Origin of the sequence: Gordonia alkaliphila, from assembly GCF_039542465.1 — a bacterium.
GTDB classification, from domain to species: Bacteria; Actinomycetota; Actinomycetes; order Mycobacteriales; family Mycobacteriaceae; genus Gordonia; species Gordonia alkaliphila.
The window spans coordinates 1-17,860 of record NZ_BAABIE010000026.1 but is presented as its reverse complement, the minus strand read 5'-3'; the positions used below and the strand labels follow the sequence as shown (position 1 = coordinate 17,860).

The 17,860-nt window shown below is 67.0% G+C and carries 20 protein-coding genes; 1 reads left to right on the top strand and 19 read right to left on the bottom strand.

From position 1 onward, the window contains the following. The first annotated feature begins 684 nt into the window (after nucleotides 1-684). Nucleotides 685-867, top strand: coding sequence for a hypothetical protein (locus ABD989_RS17230; RefSeq protein WP_345314441.1), 183 nt, complete (start codon nucleotides 685-687; stop codon nucleotides 865-867). Nucleotides 868-1,189: 322 nt separating this feature from the next. Here the strand turns inward: ABD989_RS17230 and ABD989_RS17225 are convergent, their stop codons facing one another. The 19 genes from ABD989_RS17225 to ABD989_RS17135 form a co-directional block, all read right to left on the bottom strand. Then, complete coding sequence (locus ABD989_RS17225; RefSeq protein ID WP_345314440.1) at nucleotides 1,190-1,573, bottom strand: phage tail fiber protein; 384 nt, start codon at nucleotides 1,571-1,573, stop codon at nucleotides 1,190-1,192. 250 nt (nucleotides 1,574-1,823) lie between these two features. Continuing rightward, nucleotides 1,824-2,837 (bottom strand): glycine-rich domain-containing protein, encoded by a 1,014-nt coding sequence (locus ABD989_RS17220; protein WP_345314439.1) that lies wholly within the window; start codon nucleotides 2,835-2,837, stop codon nucleotides 1,824-1,826. Between the two features lie 107 nt (nucleotides 2,838-2,944). Next, a complete protein-coding gene (locus ABD989_RS17215) occupies nucleotides 2,945-4,192 on the bottom strand; it encodes a hypothetical protein (protein ID WP_345314438.1) in 1,248 nt (415 codons plus the stop codon). Next, nucleotides 4,192-5,808 (bottom strand): hypothetical protein, encoded by a 1,617-nt coding sequence (locus ABD989_RS17210; RefSeq protein WP_345314437.1) that lies wholly within the window; start codon nucleotides 5,806-5,808, stop codon nucleotides 4,192-4,194. The genes ABD989_RS17215 and ABD989_RS17210 overlap by 1 nt, the downstream gene beginning before the upstream one ends. Nucleotides 5,809-5,894: 86 nt before the next feature. Continuing rightward, complete coding sequence (locus ABD989_RS17205) at nucleotides 5,895-6,242, bottom strand: DUF2746 domain-containing protein (RefSeq protein WP_345314436.1); 348 nt, start codon at nucleotides 6,240-6,242, stop codon at nucleotides 5,895-5,897. Between the two features lie 11 nt (nucleotides 6,243-6,253). After that, nucleotides 6,254-6,466 (bottom strand): hypothetical protein, encoded by a 213-nt coding sequence (locus ABD989_RS17200; RefSeq protein ID WP_345314435.1) that lies wholly within the window; start codon nucleotides 6,464-6,466, stop codon nucleotides 6,254-6,256. After that, nucleotides 6,463-7,521 carry an N-acetylmuramoyl-L-alanine amidase gene (locus ABD989_RS17195; RefSeq protein WP_345314434.1) on the bottom strand — a complete coding sequence of 353 codons (1,059 nt, stop codon included), beginning with the start codon at nucleotides 7,519-7,521 and terminating at the stop codon, nucleotides 6,463-6,465. The genes ABD989_RS17200 and ABD989_RS17195 overlap by 4 nt, the downstream gene beginning before the upstream one ends. Beyond that, nucleotides 7,514-7,927 carry a phage gene 29 protein family protein gene (locus ABD989_RS17190; RefSeq protein WP_345314442.1) on the bottom strand — a complete coding sequence of 138 codons (414 nt, stop codon included), beginning with the start codon at nucleotides 7,925-7,927 and terminating at the stop codon, nucleotides 7,514-7,516. Before ABD989_RS17190 ends, ABD989_RS17195 begins: the two co-directional genes overlap by 8 nt. Then, nucleotides 7,927-8,136 (bottom strand): hypothetical protein, encoded by a 210-nt coding sequence (locus ABD989_RS17185; RefSeq protein WP_345314433.1) that lies wholly within the window; start codon nucleotides 8,134-8,136, stop codon nucleotides 7,927-7,929. Before ABD989_RS17185 ends, ABD989_RS17190 begins: the two co-directional genes overlap by 1 nt. A gap of 19 nt (nucleotides 8,137-8,155) precedes the next feature. Then, nucleotides 8,156-9,844 carry a Gp37-like protein gene (locus ABD989_RS17180; RefSeq protein WP_345314432.1) on the bottom strand — a complete coding sequence of 563 codons (1,689 nt, stop codon included), beginning with the start codon at nucleotides 9,842-9,844 and terminating at the stop codon, nucleotides 8,156-8,158. After that, complete coding sequence (locus ABD989_RS17175; RefSeq protein ID WP_345314431.1) at nucleotides 9,841-10,803, bottom strand: hypothetical protein; 963 nt, start codon at nucleotides 10,801-10,803, stop codon at nucleotides 9,841-9,843. Before ABD989_RS17175 ends, ABD989_RS17180 begins: the two co-directional genes overlap by 4 nt. Nucleotides 10,804-10,814: 11 nt before the next feature. Then, on the bottom strand, nucleotides 10,815-14,993 hold the full coding sequence (locus ABD989_RS17170; protein WP_345314430.1) for a VldE C-terminal domain-containing protein: 4,179 nt from the start codon (nucleotides 14,991-14,993) through the stop codon (nucleotides 10,815-10,817). A 9-nt stretch (nucleotides 14,994-15,002) separates the two neighbouring features. Next, nucleotides 15,003-15,305, bottom strand: a complete 303-nt coding sequence (locus tag ABD989_RS17165; RefSeq protein ID WP_345314429.1) for a DUF5361 domain-containing protein — start codon at nucleotides 15,303-15,305, stop codon at nucleotides 15,003-15,005. Between the two features lie 116 nt (nucleotides 15,306-15,421). Further along, nucleotides 15,422-15,709, bottom strand: coding sequence for a hypothetical protein (locus ABD989_RS17160; protein ID WP_345314428.1), 288 nt, complete (start codon nucleotides 15,707-15,709; stop codon nucleotides 15,422-15,424). A 103-nt stretch (nucleotides 15,710-15,812) separates the two neighbouring features. After that, nucleotides 15,813-16,382, bottom strand: a complete 570-nt coding sequence (locus tag ABD989_RS17155) for a phage tail tube protein (RefSeq protein WP_345314427.1) — start codon at nucleotides 16,380-16,382, stop codon at nucleotides 15,813-15,815. A gap of 130 nt (nucleotides 16,383-16,512) precedes the next feature. Further along, entirely contained in the window at nucleotides 16,513-16,761 is a 249-nt protein-coding gene (locus tag ABD989_RS17150; protein ID WP_345314426.1) for a hypothetical protein, read from the bottom strand. A gap of 8 nt (nucleotides 16,762-16,769) precedes the next feature. Next, nucleotides 16,770-17,150 carry a hypothetical protein gene (locus ABD989_RS17145; protein ID WP_345314425.1) on the bottom strand — a complete coding sequence of 127 codons (381 nt, stop codon included), beginning with the start codon at nucleotides 17,148-17,150 and terminating at the stop codon, nucleotides 16,770-16,772. Then, entirely contained in the window at nucleotides 17,147-17,491 is a 345-nt protein-coding gene (locus ABD989_RS17140; RefSeq protein WP_345314424.1) for a hypothetical protein, read from the bottom strand. The genes ABD989_RS17145 and ABD989_RS17140 overlap by 4 nt, the downstream gene beginning before the upstream one ends. Continuing rightward, nucleotides 17,488-17,616: a hypothetical protein gene (locus ABD989_RS17135; RefSeq protein WP_345314423.1), complete on the bottom strand. Its 129-nt coding sequence runs from the start codon at nucleotides 17,614-17,616 to the stop codon at nucleotides 17,488-17,490. The genes ABD989_RS17140 and ABD989_RS17135 overlap by 4 nt, the downstream gene beginning before the upstream one ends. Nucleotides 17,617-17,860 lie beyond the last annotated feature (244 nt).

Here is a 17,860-nt window from a genome sequence, read left to right as displayed (position 1 = left end):
CTCCATTCGAGGATTCTGTGGAAGGTGACTCGAAGGATCACACGGTGACCGCTTCCATGCCGACAGCCACACGCTGCCGGTCACAGTCCTGGTCACCGAGTTACACCACTCTATGGGGCACTACTGGGACTCGAACCCCTTGGCTGTTCTGGTGTTTTGGGGCCTGACCTGCACGGGGGCGCTTTTGGTGCAGTTTCGGCTCGTCTCCGCGACCTGGGGAAACGTCCGGGGGTGTGGCCTGGGGCCACACACTGTTCAGCGGGTGAGCCCGTCGGCGCACCACTCGCACAGGTCCCCGCACGCTGTTCGAGGTGCGCAAGGAGGAGCTCGTTCTCGATCGTTCGCCAAGTTCTGTCGTCCACAGTGCTTAGACGCCAGCGAGGCCGATTCGGTTCCCTCGACACGCCGGTGTCGCCTGTTCGGATGAATCCACCCATCCCGCTCGCCACCTAGCACTCTATTCGTGTATAGTTATAGGCGATAGGAGGTGAGGCAATTGAGAACAATCGACTGGGTGCTACTAGCACTCGCAGCCACCAGCGCAGCCGGAACATGGGCGCAAGTCTGGCAGGCCTGGCGAAGCAAGTAGCAGCCCGGGGAGGCCCTGGAAGCTAGCACCTTCCAGGCCCTCCCCGGGGACACCCAGTCTCCACCCGCACCGACATGAACGTCAATGGAGGAACCATGAAGATTCTCAACAACAACGCCGTACAGGGCGCGCTGGCCGGCGTCGTGCCCCTCATCCTCGCCTCGATCGTCATCGACAACAGGGCTGGCCAAATCGCGCTCGCCGCGATCTGGGCCGTGTGGGCAGCCGGGGCTATCGCCGCCGTGATCGTGGCACGACGCAATGCCCACGCCTCGTAGGTACATGTCACGCGGCCAAGTCGAGGACTACCTCGGCTTGGCGCGCGGCTCGGCTGGCCGCATGAAATTGCCGCCGCCTGACGCCGTCATTGGCGAAGTCTCCGACGATGGCACGCTGCCGCGTGGCACTGTGCGGGGCTGGCTCCCGGCAACTATCGACGCATGGAACGCGGCGCGGCCGGGTCGCGGTGCGCGTACCGACCTCCACTAGTAGTGCCCAGGCGACGAAATCGGCCCCACCCTCTGCGTCGAGGATGGGGCCGTTTCGTGCGCATGTCTTCCCCATGCGCACCGTGAAGGTATCGGAGGGTGCCGACAAAGGTCAGCTTGCGATCACGCCGAGGCTGAGCGTGTTGGTCGCGACCCGGATGATGTCACCGGACGCACCGCCCTTCGCCACCGTCGCCGCAGCAGACCACAGGAAATTGCCGCCCGTCGGCGCGTCCCAGAAGGACACGTGGTTGATGGTTTCGGTGGCGGTCAGCGTGAACTCTGGCGCGGACGACATCGCGATCGTCCCGGCTGCTGCGGCAGAGAACGTGGTGGCGACGCGTGTGGTCTGTGCCGACGCGTTCGCGGTGCCGGCCGCGCCGGGGTTGCCGGTGTGCAGGCGCGCGTAGACAGCGGTCGGCTTGGTGTACGCCGCGCGTCCGGTCGCGTGGTCCAGTAGAGCGTTGGCCAGAAAAGTGGAGACTCCAGCAGGCATGATCAGGTTGTCCTTTCGGTGGCGAGGTACACCTGGTGATCGGTTGCCACCAGGCGGTGGTCTAGTCGGTACGTTCTGGTCTGGTCGCTCTGCTTGACGTGTAGCAGGTCGCCGGTGCGTCGTAGCTGAGTTGTGTCGGGTCGGATACGGCGCCACGCGGAAGTGATGGTGTCGGCGTAGTCCCGGTCGATGAGGAACTCAGTTGGCCATTCGCCGTCGTGCGGCGGGTCTGGATAGTCCTCGGGGCTGATCATTGGTAAGCGGTCCCCCATCCTTGGCCTCGGCCGCCTGCGCTGCCGTTACCGGATGCTGCTGCACCGCCGCGACCGCCTGATCCCGGCGTCCCGCCGTCCGCTCCGCCGCCGGTGTACATGCGGGCGTTCCAGGTGTAGTTGCCTGCCGCTTCCCCGGTGCGGCGGTCGCCTCCGGCGCCGGTACCCGATCCGCGGGCGCCGCCAGCACCGTAGAGGGACACGTATGAGCCATCGGAACCGGAACCCTCCGCGGTGGTGGCGGCTCCAGCGCTTCCAGGTTTGGCGATCGCGCCTCCCGATCCGCCGCCACCTCCGGCACCGATCGCGAAGAGGATGCCGGTCGCATCTGAAGGTAGGTGCACGCCTCGTTGGATCGTTGTGGCTTGCCACCGGCCGGCTTTGCCGCCGTCGCCGTTGAGAGCCCATCCGGCGCCATGTCCGCCACCACCGCCGCCGACGACGATGATGTCGAGCCAGTCAGCCGCACGAGGAAACGTCCACGTCGAGGTGGTTGTGATCGCGGTGGTCACCGGTGAAAGCGGTGGATAGCCGATTGTGCATGTGGTGTCGGCGGACACCGTGGCGGCGGTATCGGCGGTGGCGATCCGGTCGACCCCGAGCGTGGTGGCCACCGTCGCGGCCGCGACATACTCGGCCAGCAGGTAGCGGGTCAGAGCCACATCCGTGGACGCGACAACCGCGAGTTGCGCAGCGATGTCCTTGACGGCCATCAGGTCCAGTGCCGCGGTCAGCGACGAAGCCGTCGCCACATCGAGCGGTTTGACGGTCTGGAACGCGGCCGTCGCCGTCACACCGACAGCGGCGACGATCGCCACGTGCAGCCGCGCGATGAGACCGGCCGTGGCCGTCACGCTCCCCGCCTGCTGCACGGAGACGTGAAGTTCGGCGGCCAACTCCACAACCGCAGTAGCGGCCGCGTCGTGGTCGACGCCCAGGGCCTGCACAGCCTGCACAGCCAGGTGCGGGGCCGCGGTGATCTGCGCGGCCAACGCCAACATGCGGCGCGGTGTCCACGCCGCCGACGGTGCCGGGACCGGGGGTGTCGTCGTCCACCCGCCCGCACCCGCCACCGGTGGCAGCGTCGTCGACCACCCCATCAGGACGCGACCCGCGTCAACGTGAACTTCGACTTGATCTGCCCGAACGCCTGCGGCTGGAACGTGGTCGCCACCGACGCCCACGTCGCCCAGTAGATGACATCGCCAGCGGCGAAGATCTCCGGCTGCGAACACGCATACAGCGGGGTGCCCTCACCGCCGGCGTTCCCGAGCGCCGACGCGATCGAGTGCGTGGTGACCACCGGTGCCGCGGTGCCGGTGCGTTTCATGATCTTGATGCCCGCGGTGCCGGTCGTGGCCGTGGACTGCACCGTCAGCTCGACGCGATACCAGGCGGTTGCCGGGATGACACACCGCGCGTACGCCGTGTTCCCGCCAAGCCCGGAGGTGCCGCCGGGCAGGTACACCCCCGACGGTCCGGTCACCTGTGACCAGTTGCCGCCCGCGATCAAGTCCGTGTTCGCCGGGTTCGAGTACGTCGACGCCAGGTGCACACACAACGGCTGATTCACGCGCATCGGCGTCGAGACGGTACCGGCCTTGAAGTTCTTGATCCGGCCCCCGTTGCCCGCGTACACCCCGACCCGTGACCCGGTCTGTGCCGACACCTGCGCACCGGAGTACGCCACCACTTCGGCGCCGTTGACCGAGACGGTGATCGTGTCCCCGTCGACCAGCGCCCGAATCACATCGCCGGGCGCGATCGGTGCACTCATGCGCACCTCACGAAGCCAGGTGATGTTCGAGACTCGCGAGGTGAACCGGGCGATCGACACGAACCCGTTCGATCCGTAGTCGTTGGCGACCACCACCAGCAGTCCGTTCCGCGTCGACGGTCCCGTCTCGTTGCCCGCCCGCAACACCACGCCGTGCATGTCGTCGTACCCGCACGCCGATTCCGGCGACACCTCCACTTCGGCCCACTGCGTCTGAGACAGCGCCGTGGTGTGCAGGTAGTAGTCCGCGGTGTACCCGGTGTAGCTGCTGTCCCGGCGCACACCGAAGCTGCCGGTGTAGTAGTTCGGGTCCGACGCCTGCTCCCACACCGACGGGTACACCCCGGCCAGTCCGCCGGCGGTGCCGGTCATCGAGTGCGCGACGATCTGCGTCGGCGTCGACGTCAACCCTCCGGTACCGCCGACCGCCATCGGGATCCGCGACATCGGAACCACCGCGGCCGCATCGAGGTCACACACCCCCGACGGTGCGCCCTTCCCGATCATCTCCGGGATCGACGTCACTCCCGCCGACGTCGCATTCTGGTCCGGCTCAATCGGATCAGCCATCAGCTGGTCTCCTCACTGATCTTGAACACCGAGAATCTGGTCGTCGAGTACCCGCCGCCGATACCGCGCCAGTTCCCGCCGATGATCGGGATCGCCGACGTCCACGCCACCACCTCGGCCGTGCACCCCGCCGACGGCACCACCGCCGGCATCACGTTCGTCACCGTGATCTCGTCATCGGAGGAAGCCATCGCCTTCAACCGCGCGATCTCCGTGCCGCCCGAGTTGCGGATGATGATGTCCATGAAGCACTTCGGCGGCGCGTACTTCGCACCCCAGAACCGCACCTGCGCTTCGAACCGCCACAAGCCCTTGCTGCCCAGCGTGAACCGGCCGCCCGCCAACGTCGCGCCGACCATCGGGCCGACCCGCTGATCGAACTGCATGAGCGTGGCGGAGGTGCTCACACCCGGCGACCCCGACATGTACGCCGACCCATACCCGACCACACCCTCCAAAGCCTGGGAGCGGTCCTGTAGGTCGACGATGTCGGCCTCAGCGGTACTCGCCCGACCATCCAACGCGGCGATGATCGTCTGCAGGTTGGTCACCTTGGTCACCGGCAACGCCGGGATACGCGCGAGGTCGAGCACTCCGGCGATCAGCGCCGCCGACACCGATCCGACGATCTTCCCGCCGTCGAGGTTCGACGCCGCGGTGAGGAACGCGGTCAGGCGTTGCTCGACGTCGGCGAGGTTCGCGCCGACGTGCCCGCCGATCGTGTCGAACAAGTCCCGGACCGCGGCGGCCCCATCCTCCGCGGTGTCCTGCAGCTCCGACAACGCGTCGCCGGCGTCGAGGATCCTGTCGAACAAGCCACCGAGCTTCGGGACCCCGAGAGCATCCAGGATCCGGTCGACGAGGGCCTCAATCCAATCGGAGAGCCCCTCGAGCGCGTCTGTCAGGCCCGCGATGATCTGCTGCGGAAGCGTCGTCTGAGCCGACCAGATGCCAGCGTCGTCCCACCGAATCGCACCCGGCCCCACCGACCCCTGGTCCTCCAGCACGAAGTGAGCCCACCGCGCCTCCGCGGGAGCGACGATGTCGTACGCCGCGATCAGGGTCCAGCCCGGCGAAAGTCCGTCGACTGCGGCGAGCCCGACGGTGCTGATGTGCTGGTTGCTGCCGTTGTAGAAATGCACCTGCGCACCCGACGGGTACTGGTCGACCCCGAGCATCCAGCAGGAGGCGTCGTACGCCTTGCCGGGCTCGACCTCGGCCGGCGCGGGCGAGAACAGCATGCCCGGTTCACCATTCAGGGTGCGCATCGCGCACCCTGGCGCGAGGTGACCCTCCACCGCGTCCCAGGACCAACCCTCCCCCTCCTGCAGGGACTCCGCACTGTCGAATCCACCGGGGAGCAGGTTCACGGGGGCCGCGGTGAGCTGGCCGAGGTTGATCAGGCGGCCACCAGAGAGCAGATTCGCCGCGCCCTTGACGATGTCACCAAGGATCGGCACCCGACCGACCAGCTCGATGAACGGGTCGAAGTCGCCAGTCAGTGCGCTCGTGATCGCGTGCACGAACTCGCGCAACACCGCGACCGGATCGCCGAGCTGGTCCCAGTGCGGCCGCATCGCCGCTTCCAAGACCGCCCGCCAATCCGCTTCCGCCATCTGCGAATGCGACGCGATCCCCGACCCGCCGACCGCCACCGGGGAAAGTGGCGAACCAGCCGGCGGCGACCAACCCCCCGGCGTACTCATGAGTACTCCTCCGGATGATGCGTCCGGGCAATCAGGTCCTGCCGAGTGATCTGCGCCCGGATCTCCCGCATAAACGCGGCCTGCTGACGTTCCATCGACTCCACAACCCCCGTCAACCGATCAACCTTCGTGTCAACCGCCTCGACCTTCTCCGTTGTGCGATCCAAATCGTCCCGAAAATTCGAGTCGTGATCGTTCTCCACTTGCTCCCTCACGACCTGGACGTCAGCCGCCGCCGACACCGCATGCTTCCCGTTCCTGATCGACACCACGAGTGACGGCAGAGCCGCGATCAACGCGATCACGATGACCGCCGCCAGCCAGATCAGCGGAGGAGTGCCCACCGGAGCCTCCGTCATCCGACCCGCCGCCCGCGCCGCCACTTGCCGCCGTCGTCATCAGGGCTGACGTGCCCGCCAGCGACGAGGTTCCCGCCGCCCGACAGGATCGCCGCAGCCAGCGCGAGCCACAGCGCGGCCTGGTCCTGCGCGATCAACCCGTATGCGACGGCGATCGCGACGACTGCGGTAGCGATCCCGTACAGCCACTTCCGCTGTGCCGCGCTCACTTGGACACCACCTTCACCGCGCCGGACGGGTCCCACGAGAGCTCTCCACCCTCGAAGTCCTGTACCCGGCCACCCGTGCCGTTGTCGCGTTCGTCCGACGTCGGCCAGCCCAACGGGCCCGACTCGAATCCTTCGGCCGCCCAACGCTGGCCGATCACTCCGCGCACCGGGTACCCCGGCTTGCCGTACTTCCGGTAGACCACGCCGCCCTGGAATGCCTGAATGTCGCCAACGCCCTTCACGACGGTGTGCCGCTTGACCGGGTAGCCGAGGAATCCCCGCTCGTAGTCGTGGGCCTTCCACGTCTCGTAGACGTTCGAGGGGACGGCGATCGCGTTGCTATTCGCGCGCATGACCTCCGGGTGCCAGTAGATCGACCCGTTCGCGAAGTCGACGTACTTGCCGCCGTTCTTGGCGTCGCGCTCCCCCTCGAAAAGCCGCTTCCCGATCCACGCGGCCGCCACCTTGGCCTCCACGTCGATCTTGTTCTCCACCGGCTTCGGAGGAGCGTCGCCGCCCTTGAGTCGCTTCTGCTCCGCGGCGACGTCACGCCGGAAAGCACTCATGTCCATGCCGCCCGGGTCCCACTTGCCCTGAGTGCGACCCGCCCACTCCTTGTGCCCGATGACGCGGGAGGAATCGCGTCCGAGCTTGTTCAAGATCGCGGCGACACCCGTGACGTACGCCCCGTACTGCGGCTTCGACCAGCCCTCGGTCCCCGAGTTCTCCGCCTCGATACCGATCGTCACCTGGTTCGCGTTATTCGTCGGAATGCCCGGGTAGGAGCCCTGGCCGGCGTGCCAGGCGATCCCGACACCGCACACGGTGAACTTGCCGTCACGGGACAGGTACAGCTGCGACGCGAGACCCAGCTGAGGGTGGTTCGCGATCCACCCCGGACCGGGGGTCGACGTCGCCGGAGCGCCCGTGTGGTGGGCCATCACCCCCCAGATGGTCCCGAAGTCGCCATGTCCACGGTTCATGGCACCGGACATGACGGTCACAGGTAGGCCGGCGGCGCGCAGCACCTCGGGAAGCCAGATCGGATCAGCCATCGTTATCTCCTTCGTTCAGGGGTGGTAGTTCTCCGGTTTCGCGGCGCCGTTGGACCTCGGCGAGGTATTCTTCGCGTTCCTCGCGTGCCTTTCGGAGGACCCGCTCACGCGGGGTCTCAACGTCGGTGTGGTCGGCGTCGTACGTCCAGTGGCCGGCCGCTGACTGCACTTCGAGTGCTTCGGCCGGGGTCGGCGCGGTGTAGGTCTTGATGGCCGGAATGTCCCCGCAAATCCGCGCACCGAGCTCGAGCTGGTGGACCGCGACCTCGCGCCACACCTCGTCCGCGAGGATCAGCGGAGCACCGATCACGGTCGGGAGGCCCACAAAGGTCGCGGCAAGTGCGGCGGTCTGCTGTTCACGCTGCTCGTCGGTCAGGTCCGAGTACGGGACGCACGCGTCGCACATCACGCGCCCCTGCGTCGGATAGCGGCCGCGGTCTCGGTGGTGACACTGCCGATCGGGATAGTCACCGTCACCGTCGGAACACCACTCGCGCTGATCCCGATGGCCGCCTCGTCGAGGATCGGTACCGGCAGTTCAGCGCCGGAGAACAGCAGTTGCTGGGTGCGGCCGTCGATCGCTTGGATGATCGTCAGATCAGGAAGTGGTTGCATGCTGGGTCCTTTCGATGGTTCACCACACGCCGGCGTCCGTCGCGATGTCGGCGAGCCCCTTGATTCGGGACAGCACCGTCTCGAAGGGGTCAGTGGGGTCTTTGCGGCCGATCTCGGCGGCCCGGAACAGTCCGTCGTCGGCGGCGTTCTCGGTGAACACGGCGGCGGTCTTCTTGATCCGCTCGACGTGAATGTCACGGGACAACGACCCCGGTACCTCGAACGACACGGGTGATCCCGTCCAGGCGTGGCCGTGGCCGGGCTGACCCAGGATCCACGGCGAGTCCGTGGGGAACTGTGCGGTGACCGCTTCGTCGCCGCGGGTCGCTCGTTCTCCGGCGCGCAGCGCCATCAGGGTGCTGATGGTGTAGCACTTGCCGGGGAGGCTGATGAAGTCCTCAAGGAAGTGGCTGCTGCCGACTTGGTTCCGGCGGGCGATGAGTTTCGCGGACAGCCACGCGGCGACAGTGTCGGTGTAGAGCGGTTTCAAGAGCGTGTCGATCGCGCCGCCCTGCGGCCCGATCCCGTACCCGCTCACGTTGATATTGCTGGTCACGAGGTCACCGACGCTCTGCACGGTGGCGGAGATGCCTTCGTTGACGCCGGGAGCTGACTGGCCGCCCATCGTCAAATGCACAGCGCCGGGCGGGCGCCGCACCACGGTTGGCCGCGAGTCCTCGTCGGCAGCGATGTGCACTGTCGGCCACCCCGGCGCCGTGGTCATCACCGACCGCCATGCGTCGGCGACGTCGCTACTCGGTGCCCCGGCGAACGCGGTTTCGACGTCCTCGATGAGGTCGCCGACGCTCTCGCGAATCGTGCGGGTCATGCCGTCGAAGATCGTGCCGCCACGGACTGCGCCCTCGCGGTGGCGGGAATGGTCGACGATGTCGACGATCAGAGCGCCGTCCTTCACCACGGCCCCCGGCCACGGCTCCGGGTCACCAGCACGCCACCGCCCCGTCGTGACGGTCAGTTCGGCGTCGTCGAGGATCGGGGCAGCCATTTCGGCCCAGGACCGGAAACGACTTGCGGCGACTGCCCAGACGGTGCCGGCCGCCATGTCTGTCAGCAACGTGGTGGGTTTGATGACGATGTCCCAGGTCGACATGTCGAGCCCGGACAGCCACGACATCGGGTTCATCGGGTCATCCGGTAGCTGCCACAGGCTGCCGAATAATCGGAGGAGGTTCACGAACAGGCTGACCTTGAGAACCCAGATCGCAGGGCCCGCGAGCAGGAAAATGCGCGGGAACTGAAAGATCGCGGGGAGCCAGGGATTCGACCAGACCCGCACCATTTCGAGGTTCTTGTATTCGCCGACAGCAGCAGCGCGCACCACGTCTTCGCCGGTGTCGAGGCGTTCGGCGGTGATCCCCAACTCCGGGGACACTCGCCCCGACACTCGGGTGCCGCCGACGCGGTACTCGAGGTGCACGTTGACGCCTTCACCACGGCGACGACGCCCGGCCTCGTCCATCAGCCACTCTGCGGCCGGATGGGAGGCAGGGATAGTAACGGTCACGGCGCCGGCCGCGTTCTCGACGTCCTCCGCGGTCGCCTCGATGGGATCGAAGACGACGTGCTGCAAGCGTTGGTTGCCGTCGTACAGGTAGACGACGGGACCGAGGGACAGCTGCTCGGTGACGTCGGCGAACTGGTCGTCGACGTCGGTGATGATCTGCTCGATCTGCGCGGCCAAGGTCACGGCAGGACCTCCGGCGCTTCCATGCCCCACGCGCGAGTCCACAGCTTCTCGATCAAGTATTCGGCGCGCGCTCCGCCGGCGGGAGCGTTCCGCACGCTGATCGACAGCTCGGTCGGCGGTGTCCAGGGCGGTAGGTCGTAGACCAGGAACCGGCCCTGCTGAATGCTGACGAGGTTCTCACCCGAGGCTGACGCGATCGGGATCCGGCGAGGATCCCGCGAAACGATCGCCCCACCCGCGGCCACCGGAACATGCACGTCGATCGTGCGATCCGCGTGCGGTCCACCCGGGGCGACCTGCCCCGCTTCTCCCGACCATGACGGGTCGGAGATCGTCCAGTCACCCGGAGTCAGGACGATCGAGTAGCGGGCGGGCACGTCACCGGGGTTACGAACCTCCACCGTGCCGCTGCCGGTCGTGCTGGTCGTTTCGAACGCCGGCCGCGGATCGACGAGCCCGGACGACCAGAACGGGATTCCTGCGCGCAGGCTGTACAGCGGGTTCACGTAGGAGTCCATGAGGACGTCGGACCCGATATCGATGTCGGGGACCTCGGTACCCCGAATCGCCAACTCTCGCGCCCCGGACAGGACGGTCGTCACCCGCATTCGTGCAGTGCGTCGTGTCGGCGACCACCGGTAGGGCGGCGACGTCAACGCTCGAGCGAACGCCGCTTCCCGCTCCCCCGCAACCGTTTCCGGAGCCACAACCGCCGACCCCGTGCCGTTGACGTGGAATCCCACGGTCATGTCGCGCGGAATGTACCGGTCACGTACATGAGTCGCGCCGCCGCCGCGCGCGGTCTGCGACCACGACGACTCGTACGGCGCGTCCAGGATCCCGGACAGCTGTCCTTCCCCGATCCACACGCCTTGCCTGCCAGCGAGGGCACCGTGCACGTCCCAACGGCTGGCTTCGATCCCGAAGATCGCGACTTCGAATCCATCGTGCGGCGACAAGACGTCCCCCTCTACTTCATTCGCGCGGCAACGAGCTGCTGATCGCGTCGCTGCCGCTGGTAGTACGCGCGTTCATCTCGGAACGTGGCGTTGGTGACCGGCGCGAACGCCCCGCGCTGCTGTCGTTGACCGCGGTCGGCAGCGGCCGGGGTAGCACCGGCGTTGATCGCTTCGAGTGCCGGCCGCCACTGGCGGGTCGCGGCCGCGTTGATGACGAACTCTTGGCCGTGGACGACGCCCGCGACGTCGTCGACCCCGAACGCGTTGCCGGTGTAGCCGCCGGTCTTGTAGCCGTGGCCCTTGCCCCACATCTTCGTGAGGTCGGGCCCGTACCGGCCGACGTAGTAGCGGAGTGCGCCCACGATGTTCGCTGGCCCGTTGCGGCGATCGTCCGGGAGTGCCGGGTCACGGTTCGCGGCCCAGGTGCCCGGGATGATCTGCAGCAGACCGACGCCGGCGGCCTCACCGGTCCCGTTGACGTCGACAATCTGTTGAGCGATCGACGGGTCACCGCCGGACTCGGACTTGATCTGCGCGACTCCGGCGTCGAGCTGCGCGGCCGCCGTCGTCAAGCCCTTGCCGACACGCTTGATTCCCCACTCGAGGACTGGGCGCCACGGTTCGGCGCCCATGCCCTGCGACCAGTTCACGGCCGGCGGTGTGTTCGGGTCGGCCGGCACTGCGGCCATCGGCGTGCCGGGTTCGGCGGGGGATCCCGGCGACGGGAGGGTGGAACCGGACTTGGCGTCGGCTGCACGCTTCCGCTTCTGCGTCTCGTACTCGCGCTTGGCCGCACGCTGCCGGTCCTCGTGTTCCCGCTTGAGGCGCCGCTTCTCGGCAGCGAGTTCCTCGCGGTACCGCCGCTTCTGCGCGGCGTCCTTAGTTCCGTCGATCTTCTTCTGGAAGTCCGAGTCGAGCTGGGCGAGTTCGTCCTCATGCTTCCGCTTCGCGGCAAGCTGGGCGTCCTCGAACTCTGTCTTGTGCGCGGCCTCGGCTTCGGGATCCAGCGTGCCGGGACCCTTATCGTCAGCGGTGGCCGGGTCATTGTCCTTGAGTTGGCCGTACGCCGACAGCCACGACGGATCGTCCTTGAGACCCAGCGTGTCCATGAGGTCTTTGAACTGCTCGGACGCGGCATTACCGACGATTGCCGACCAGCTCGTGCCGCCACCGGTATCGGCGATTCCGGTGTCAGTAGGTGCCGGGGTGTCCATCGGCGCCGCCGGGGTGTCGGGCATGACGCCCGGCACGTCAGTAGCGGCCGGTGCTGGTTCCTTCCCAGCCGGCCACTTGATGCCTTCGGGTACGACGTCGGGGTTGACGTTCGGCGGGGCCCCGATCTGCCCGAACAATGCGTGGATGTGGTCCATGTGGTTCTGAGTCGGGGACCCGCGGTCCTCCATCACGTTCCCGCCGCCCGCCGCGGGCTCGTACTTCTGCTGCCAGATCGTGTAGTCGAGGTCGAACGCACTCTTGTTGTCCATCAGCCACGCCTTCACGGCGTCGCCGAGCCCGACGTCGGAGATCATGATGTCGAGTGCCTGCCCCGACGGATGGTCCGGGAACGGATCGGACGCGCGGTAGCCGCCAATGTCGGTGATCTCCGGCCACAGCTTCTGGATGAGGCGGCGGACGAGCACGCTGATCGGCTTGAGCCCACCTTCGCCGCCGGTCGCTGCGAGTGCGGCGCCGGGCACGAGTCCACCGTCAGCGAATGCGGGCAGCCCGACACCGCTGCCGGGGCCTGCACCGCCGTTGAGGGCGGTCAGGAGCGGCAGCCACCGTTTGGTGGCCTTCGCGTTGACCACGAACTCTCCGGAGCTGACCCATGCCGTCGGCACACCGCTGTCACCGACACCCAAGATCGAGTCCGACGTGCCGGTCCCGGGTCCGTACAGCTGACCGTTGCGGCGGCGCCCCGCGACTCCGCCACCAGCCAGCCGCGGTAAGTTCGGGGTGTCGATCGTGATCTGCTTACCGCCAAGAATCGACGGCAGCTTGATCTCGATCTTGAAGTTGTTCCAGGCGTCGATGATCCAGTTCAGGGCGCCCTTGAAGCCGTCCTTGAGCCCATCCCACAAGCTGCCGAGCGCCGACGTGACCCGGCCGGGCAGCGAGGTGAAGAACCCGACCAACGCGTCCCACTTTTCGACAATCCAGTCCTTGACCTGACCCGCCTTGTCGGCGACGCCTTGGAAGAACTGCTTGATCGACTCGACCACTCCGCCGATGAAGTCGGCGGCAATCTGGAACGCCGCCTTGATACCGTTCCAGGCGGGCACGATCGCCGAGTTCCACAGCCACATCGCGCCTTCGCCGACCTTCTTATAGAGGCCGATCCAGAACATGAAGTAGCCCTTGATCGCGGTCCACACGACGTTGGCGACCGCCTTGATCCCGTTCCACACCTTGTTCCACAGCGTCTGGAACCACGTCGTCTTCGTCGCGATCAGGACTACGACGGCGATGAGCGCCATGATTCCGACGACGACCCACGTCAACGGGTTCGCCAAGAACGCGCTGTTGAGTGCCCACTGGGCGACGGTCCACACACCGGTCGCGATACTGACCACGCCCTGCGCAGCCGCGTACGCGATCGTTGCGGCCGTCGCTGCTGCAGCGCGAGCCACCGACGCCACCCACGCGCCAGCGATCACCGCGCCCTGCGCGACAGCCTTGGCGCCCATCGCCACCCATGACGCGACGACTACCGCGCCCTGAGCGGCCTGCACACCAGCACCCCACAGTGCCTTCGCTGCCGTCGACACCCAGCCGGCGACGACGACAGCGGCCTGTTTCACCGCGGCGCCGCCCATCGCGATCCAGCCGCCGACGACACGGTAGGACGCCGCCACACTGACAGCGGAGTTCGTGACTGCACCGGCCCCGGTGGTCACCCATGCCGCGACCTGTTTGACGCCGCTGATTGCGGCCGACACACCAGCAGCGGTGTACGCGACGGCCAGCACGGTCAGGTACGGAAGTAGGAGAGTGCCGATGACGCCGCCGATCACGGCCAACGCGACCCGGTTACGGTCGATCCACCCCATCACCGCCATCGCGGACGTGGCCACGATGTTCAGGGCACCAGCCAGAATGTTGAAGGCGGTCGCGACGGCACCGCCGACGAGCCCGCCCAGCGTCGACAGGGTCCCGGTGATCTTGTCGCCGTGCTGGGTGAAGAAGTCCCCGATCTTCGTGAAGATCGGCATCACGTCTTCACGGAACGTGGCACCAATCGACTCGAGCGGACCCTTGAGGTTGTTCCACAGGTCCGTGAAGAACGTCTTGACCTTCTCCAACGGCGACGTGTCAATCCCGCCCGCGAACATTCCGCCGACGGTGGCCGACACGTCGGCGACGACACCCTTGATCTTGTCGAACACCGCTGGCAGAGCATTGAACACCGGGGTCAACAGCACGGCGCCGAGCTTGCTGAAGCTCGTCATCATGTTGTCGAACGACCCCTTGAATGTGTCGCCCGCCTTCTTCGCCGCGCCGCCGATGTTCTTCTCCATCGCGGTCGCGAAGTCGTCGAACTTGATCCCGGCGGCCTTGTCGCGGATCTGATCGAGCGGAATCCCCAGGTGCTTCGACAAGGCTTCACCGACACCCGTGCCGCGCTCGTTGAGCTGGTCGAACGTCTCAGTCGTCAGCTCACCCTGCGCGATGATCTTGGTGAAGATCGGCCCCATGTCACCGAAGTCGCTACCGGCCTGCGCAGTGGTGTCAGCGAGGAGCTTCATCGCCCGCGTCATGTCGTCGCCGGCCTTCACACCGGACGTGGAGAAGATCGCGGCCGCGTTCGCCGCCTGGTCGAGGGAGAACGCGGTGCCGTCGACCGCGGTACTGACCGACCCCATGATGGAGGTGATCTCCGCAGACGAACGCCCCAAGCCCTTGAGTTTCGCTTCGGCCTGGTCCATGTTGTTGAGCCGGTTGAAACCACCGACGAACGCCTTCGCCGCGATCCCGCCGGCAGCTGCAGCGGCGCCGACGCCACCCCACTTGATGGCCTTGCCCAGTCCGCCGGTCATCTTCCCGAACGCGTTGGAGAACCGGCTGCCAGAGTCGCGGCCTGCCTTGTCCGCTTCGGTTCCGATGTCACCCATCGCCTGCTTGACGGGCTTGTGGAAGCCCTTCAAGCTCGGCACGACCTCGACGTAGGCAGTCATCAAGTTCACGGCCACGGGTACCTCCTAGGTGCGCGGAAGCGCGAACTTGGTTCTGGCTTGGTCGTACGGGGTGCTCGTGCGGCCGACGTGCTTGACTTCGTCGGCGTCGACCCCTGGACGCGGGATCGGCGGTGGCGGTTTCGCGCCGGGCTTGGCGGCGTCCTTGGTGTCTTTCCACACCAGCCACCGCAACGCGTCAGCGGCAGTAGCCAGAAGGTGTTCGGGCAGGCCCCACGCTTCGTCTTCGGCGGCCTTCACCGGGTCCCCGGCTTTGGTGGCGCGGATCGCGCGGACGGTGGCCGACGTCGCCGGCAGGTGCGCGGCCACATCGCATAGGTCGACGAGGTCGAAAGCCTCGGAACCGGCGTCGCGGAGCCTCAGTCCGCGCTCGATCAGATCAGCGTTGAGCGCGGACTGGTGCTCGTCGGCGAGCCGGGCGAGGCTCAGGATTCCGGGAGATCAGCCCCCGAATGCTCCTGCCATTCCTTCATCAGTTCCCCGATCTCCTCAACGGTGAACACGTCGAGGGCCTCGGAATCTTCGGGCGACAGCTTGCCCTTGTCGACGAGCTGGTCAAAGATCTCGAATACCTGCTCACCCGGGTCGACGCGGCGCACCTTCCGCATGATCCCGAACGGGACCTGCTTGAACGGCGGCAGCGTGATCTTGTGCGCCTTGCCGGTCGCCGACTTCGCGGCGGGGATCGTGTAGTGGAACTGCTCGGTAGTCACGTGGGTCTCCTTCAAGGTGGTGGTGGGTCCGAAGCCCGCCCCGGCAGAGGCGATCGGACCCACACGACAGTTCTGCCGGGGCGGGTCTTTTCGGGTGCGGCTGCTACGGGCCGACCGGGGTCTTGAAGTGGTCGGCGAACAGGTGGCCGACGAGGGTGTCACCGTTCTCGTCCTCGTAGCAGGTGATCGTCACCTCGTAGGCGACGAGATCGGAGTGCACGCGCTGCACGTCACCGATCTCGGTGATCTGGCCGCGGCCGATGTCGGAGCGGTCCAGGGCGTCGCCGTCCTCGAGGTCGATGACCCACTGCGATTCGGGCAGCGGCTTCTTGTTCCGCTTGACGGTGACGTTGCCGGTGGCGCCGTCGACGATGACGTTGTCGTCGCCGTACACGGCCTTGAGCACTTCGAGGTTCAGCGACTCGAGGAAGATGAACGACACGGTGGTGCCGAACTCGGTCTGCAGGACCCGCACGATCGAACCGCCGAGCGCACGCTTGGGGTCGGAGTCACGGGTGGTGGCCTCGGTGAACCCGTCCTCACCGATGAAACCGAGGTCGACGTACGCGGCGTCGAGCGCGGCGGAGGCGTCGGTGGGGCGTTCGGTGCCGAGCGGTGCTCGGCGCAGCGCACCGGTGACGCGCGGCATCGCGGCGAAAGTCTTCTGTGCCATGGCTGGCTCTCCTTCAGGTGGGGCGCCGCGCGCAGGGCACGACGAATCGAGCTCGACGCCGGACGGCGGCAAGCCTGGATGGGTGTGGGTCGATCAGTCCGCCATGCCCGATTGGGCGGTGGCGGCAGTTCTATTCGCCGGCGGCGTTCAACGCGTTCAGCAGGGTTCCGTCGGCGGCGGTTTCGCGTTTCGCTGCGTGGTCGCGGGTCCACGCGGCCGCGCGGAGCCGGTCACCGCCGTCTTCGACGATCGTTTCGTAGCGGCCGCCGGCTGCGGCCAGGTTGCGGTCGAGGCGGGCGGCCACACCGTTGAGGACACGCTGCATCTCGGGGCCCTTCATGATCGCCTTGCCGTGGCCCTTGGCGAAGCGGGCGGTCACGCGCGCCATCACGCCCCCCGGCCGCGGAGCAGCAGCGCGACGGTCGCCGAATAGCGGGGCCGATCGGTGTCCGGATCCGGGTAGTAGGACGGCTCCCCGACCACGGTGACACCGCGGATCGTCTTCTCCGCAGAGTCGTAGCCTGCGGCCACGAGCGCAGCCACCGTGTCCTCGATGAGTCCGGCGGCTGCGGACTCGGTCGCGGCGTACGCGAAGACTTGGCAAATCCGCTGCGACAACACCAGCGATCGCTTCGAGCCGCCCGCAGCGACCGGCCGAACGAACCTGTCCGGCATGGTCTGCGGTGCTTTCGCTGCCGCCGTCACGTTGGGTACGCGGGCCTTGACGACGCGGATGATCTCCGCTTCCGGTTTCGGGAACACGATCATCCGTGCACCTTCTTCACGTTGACGACGGCGCCGGGGTTCCACCCGAACGGTGAATGGTCGTAGCGTTCGACGCTGCCAATGACGTCGAACTCGCCAAGCCCTGGAAGCCGCACCTGCGCACGGTGGGACAGGTCGGGGAAGCCGGGTGGGACGAGCACTTCGAGTTCGACGATCTGCCGGTCGTGGCCGGCGGTCTTGGGTTCGGTGGTGTTCGGGGCGCCCCACCCATACACGGCAGTCGACGCCCACTCGGTCCACGCAGGTTCAGCGACCCCGAAGTCGTCGGGTGGTCCGTCGACGAACTCGCGGACCTCCACGAGGTAGCGGGTGGGGAAACTCATCGGGTCTCCCGCAGCGGCCCGACACCGGTCAGCCATGCCCCGCAGGAGCAGCCGTCGGCGGGAGCGATCCAGATCGTGCAGATCTCGTCATGCCGCACCGCCGGCCGCGAATTGAGCGTGTCCACGGCGAACGCGCCAGCTTCGGCGCCCGTTGCGTTGCGGCACAGGTCCTGCAGCGCCGCAATCTCTGACGGCCACAGCAACCCGGACTTACGGGTCGTGGAGTCGATCGTTTGGGAGAACTGTCAAGCCCCGGGTTTCTTGGAGACTGATTTAGTTGGTTTCCTTGGTTGCCAGAGCCGAGTTGGCCTGGACGTGTGATCGGCCTGCAGTGGCCGTGTCAGGCGGCGTTCTTGTCGTCGGCTGCTT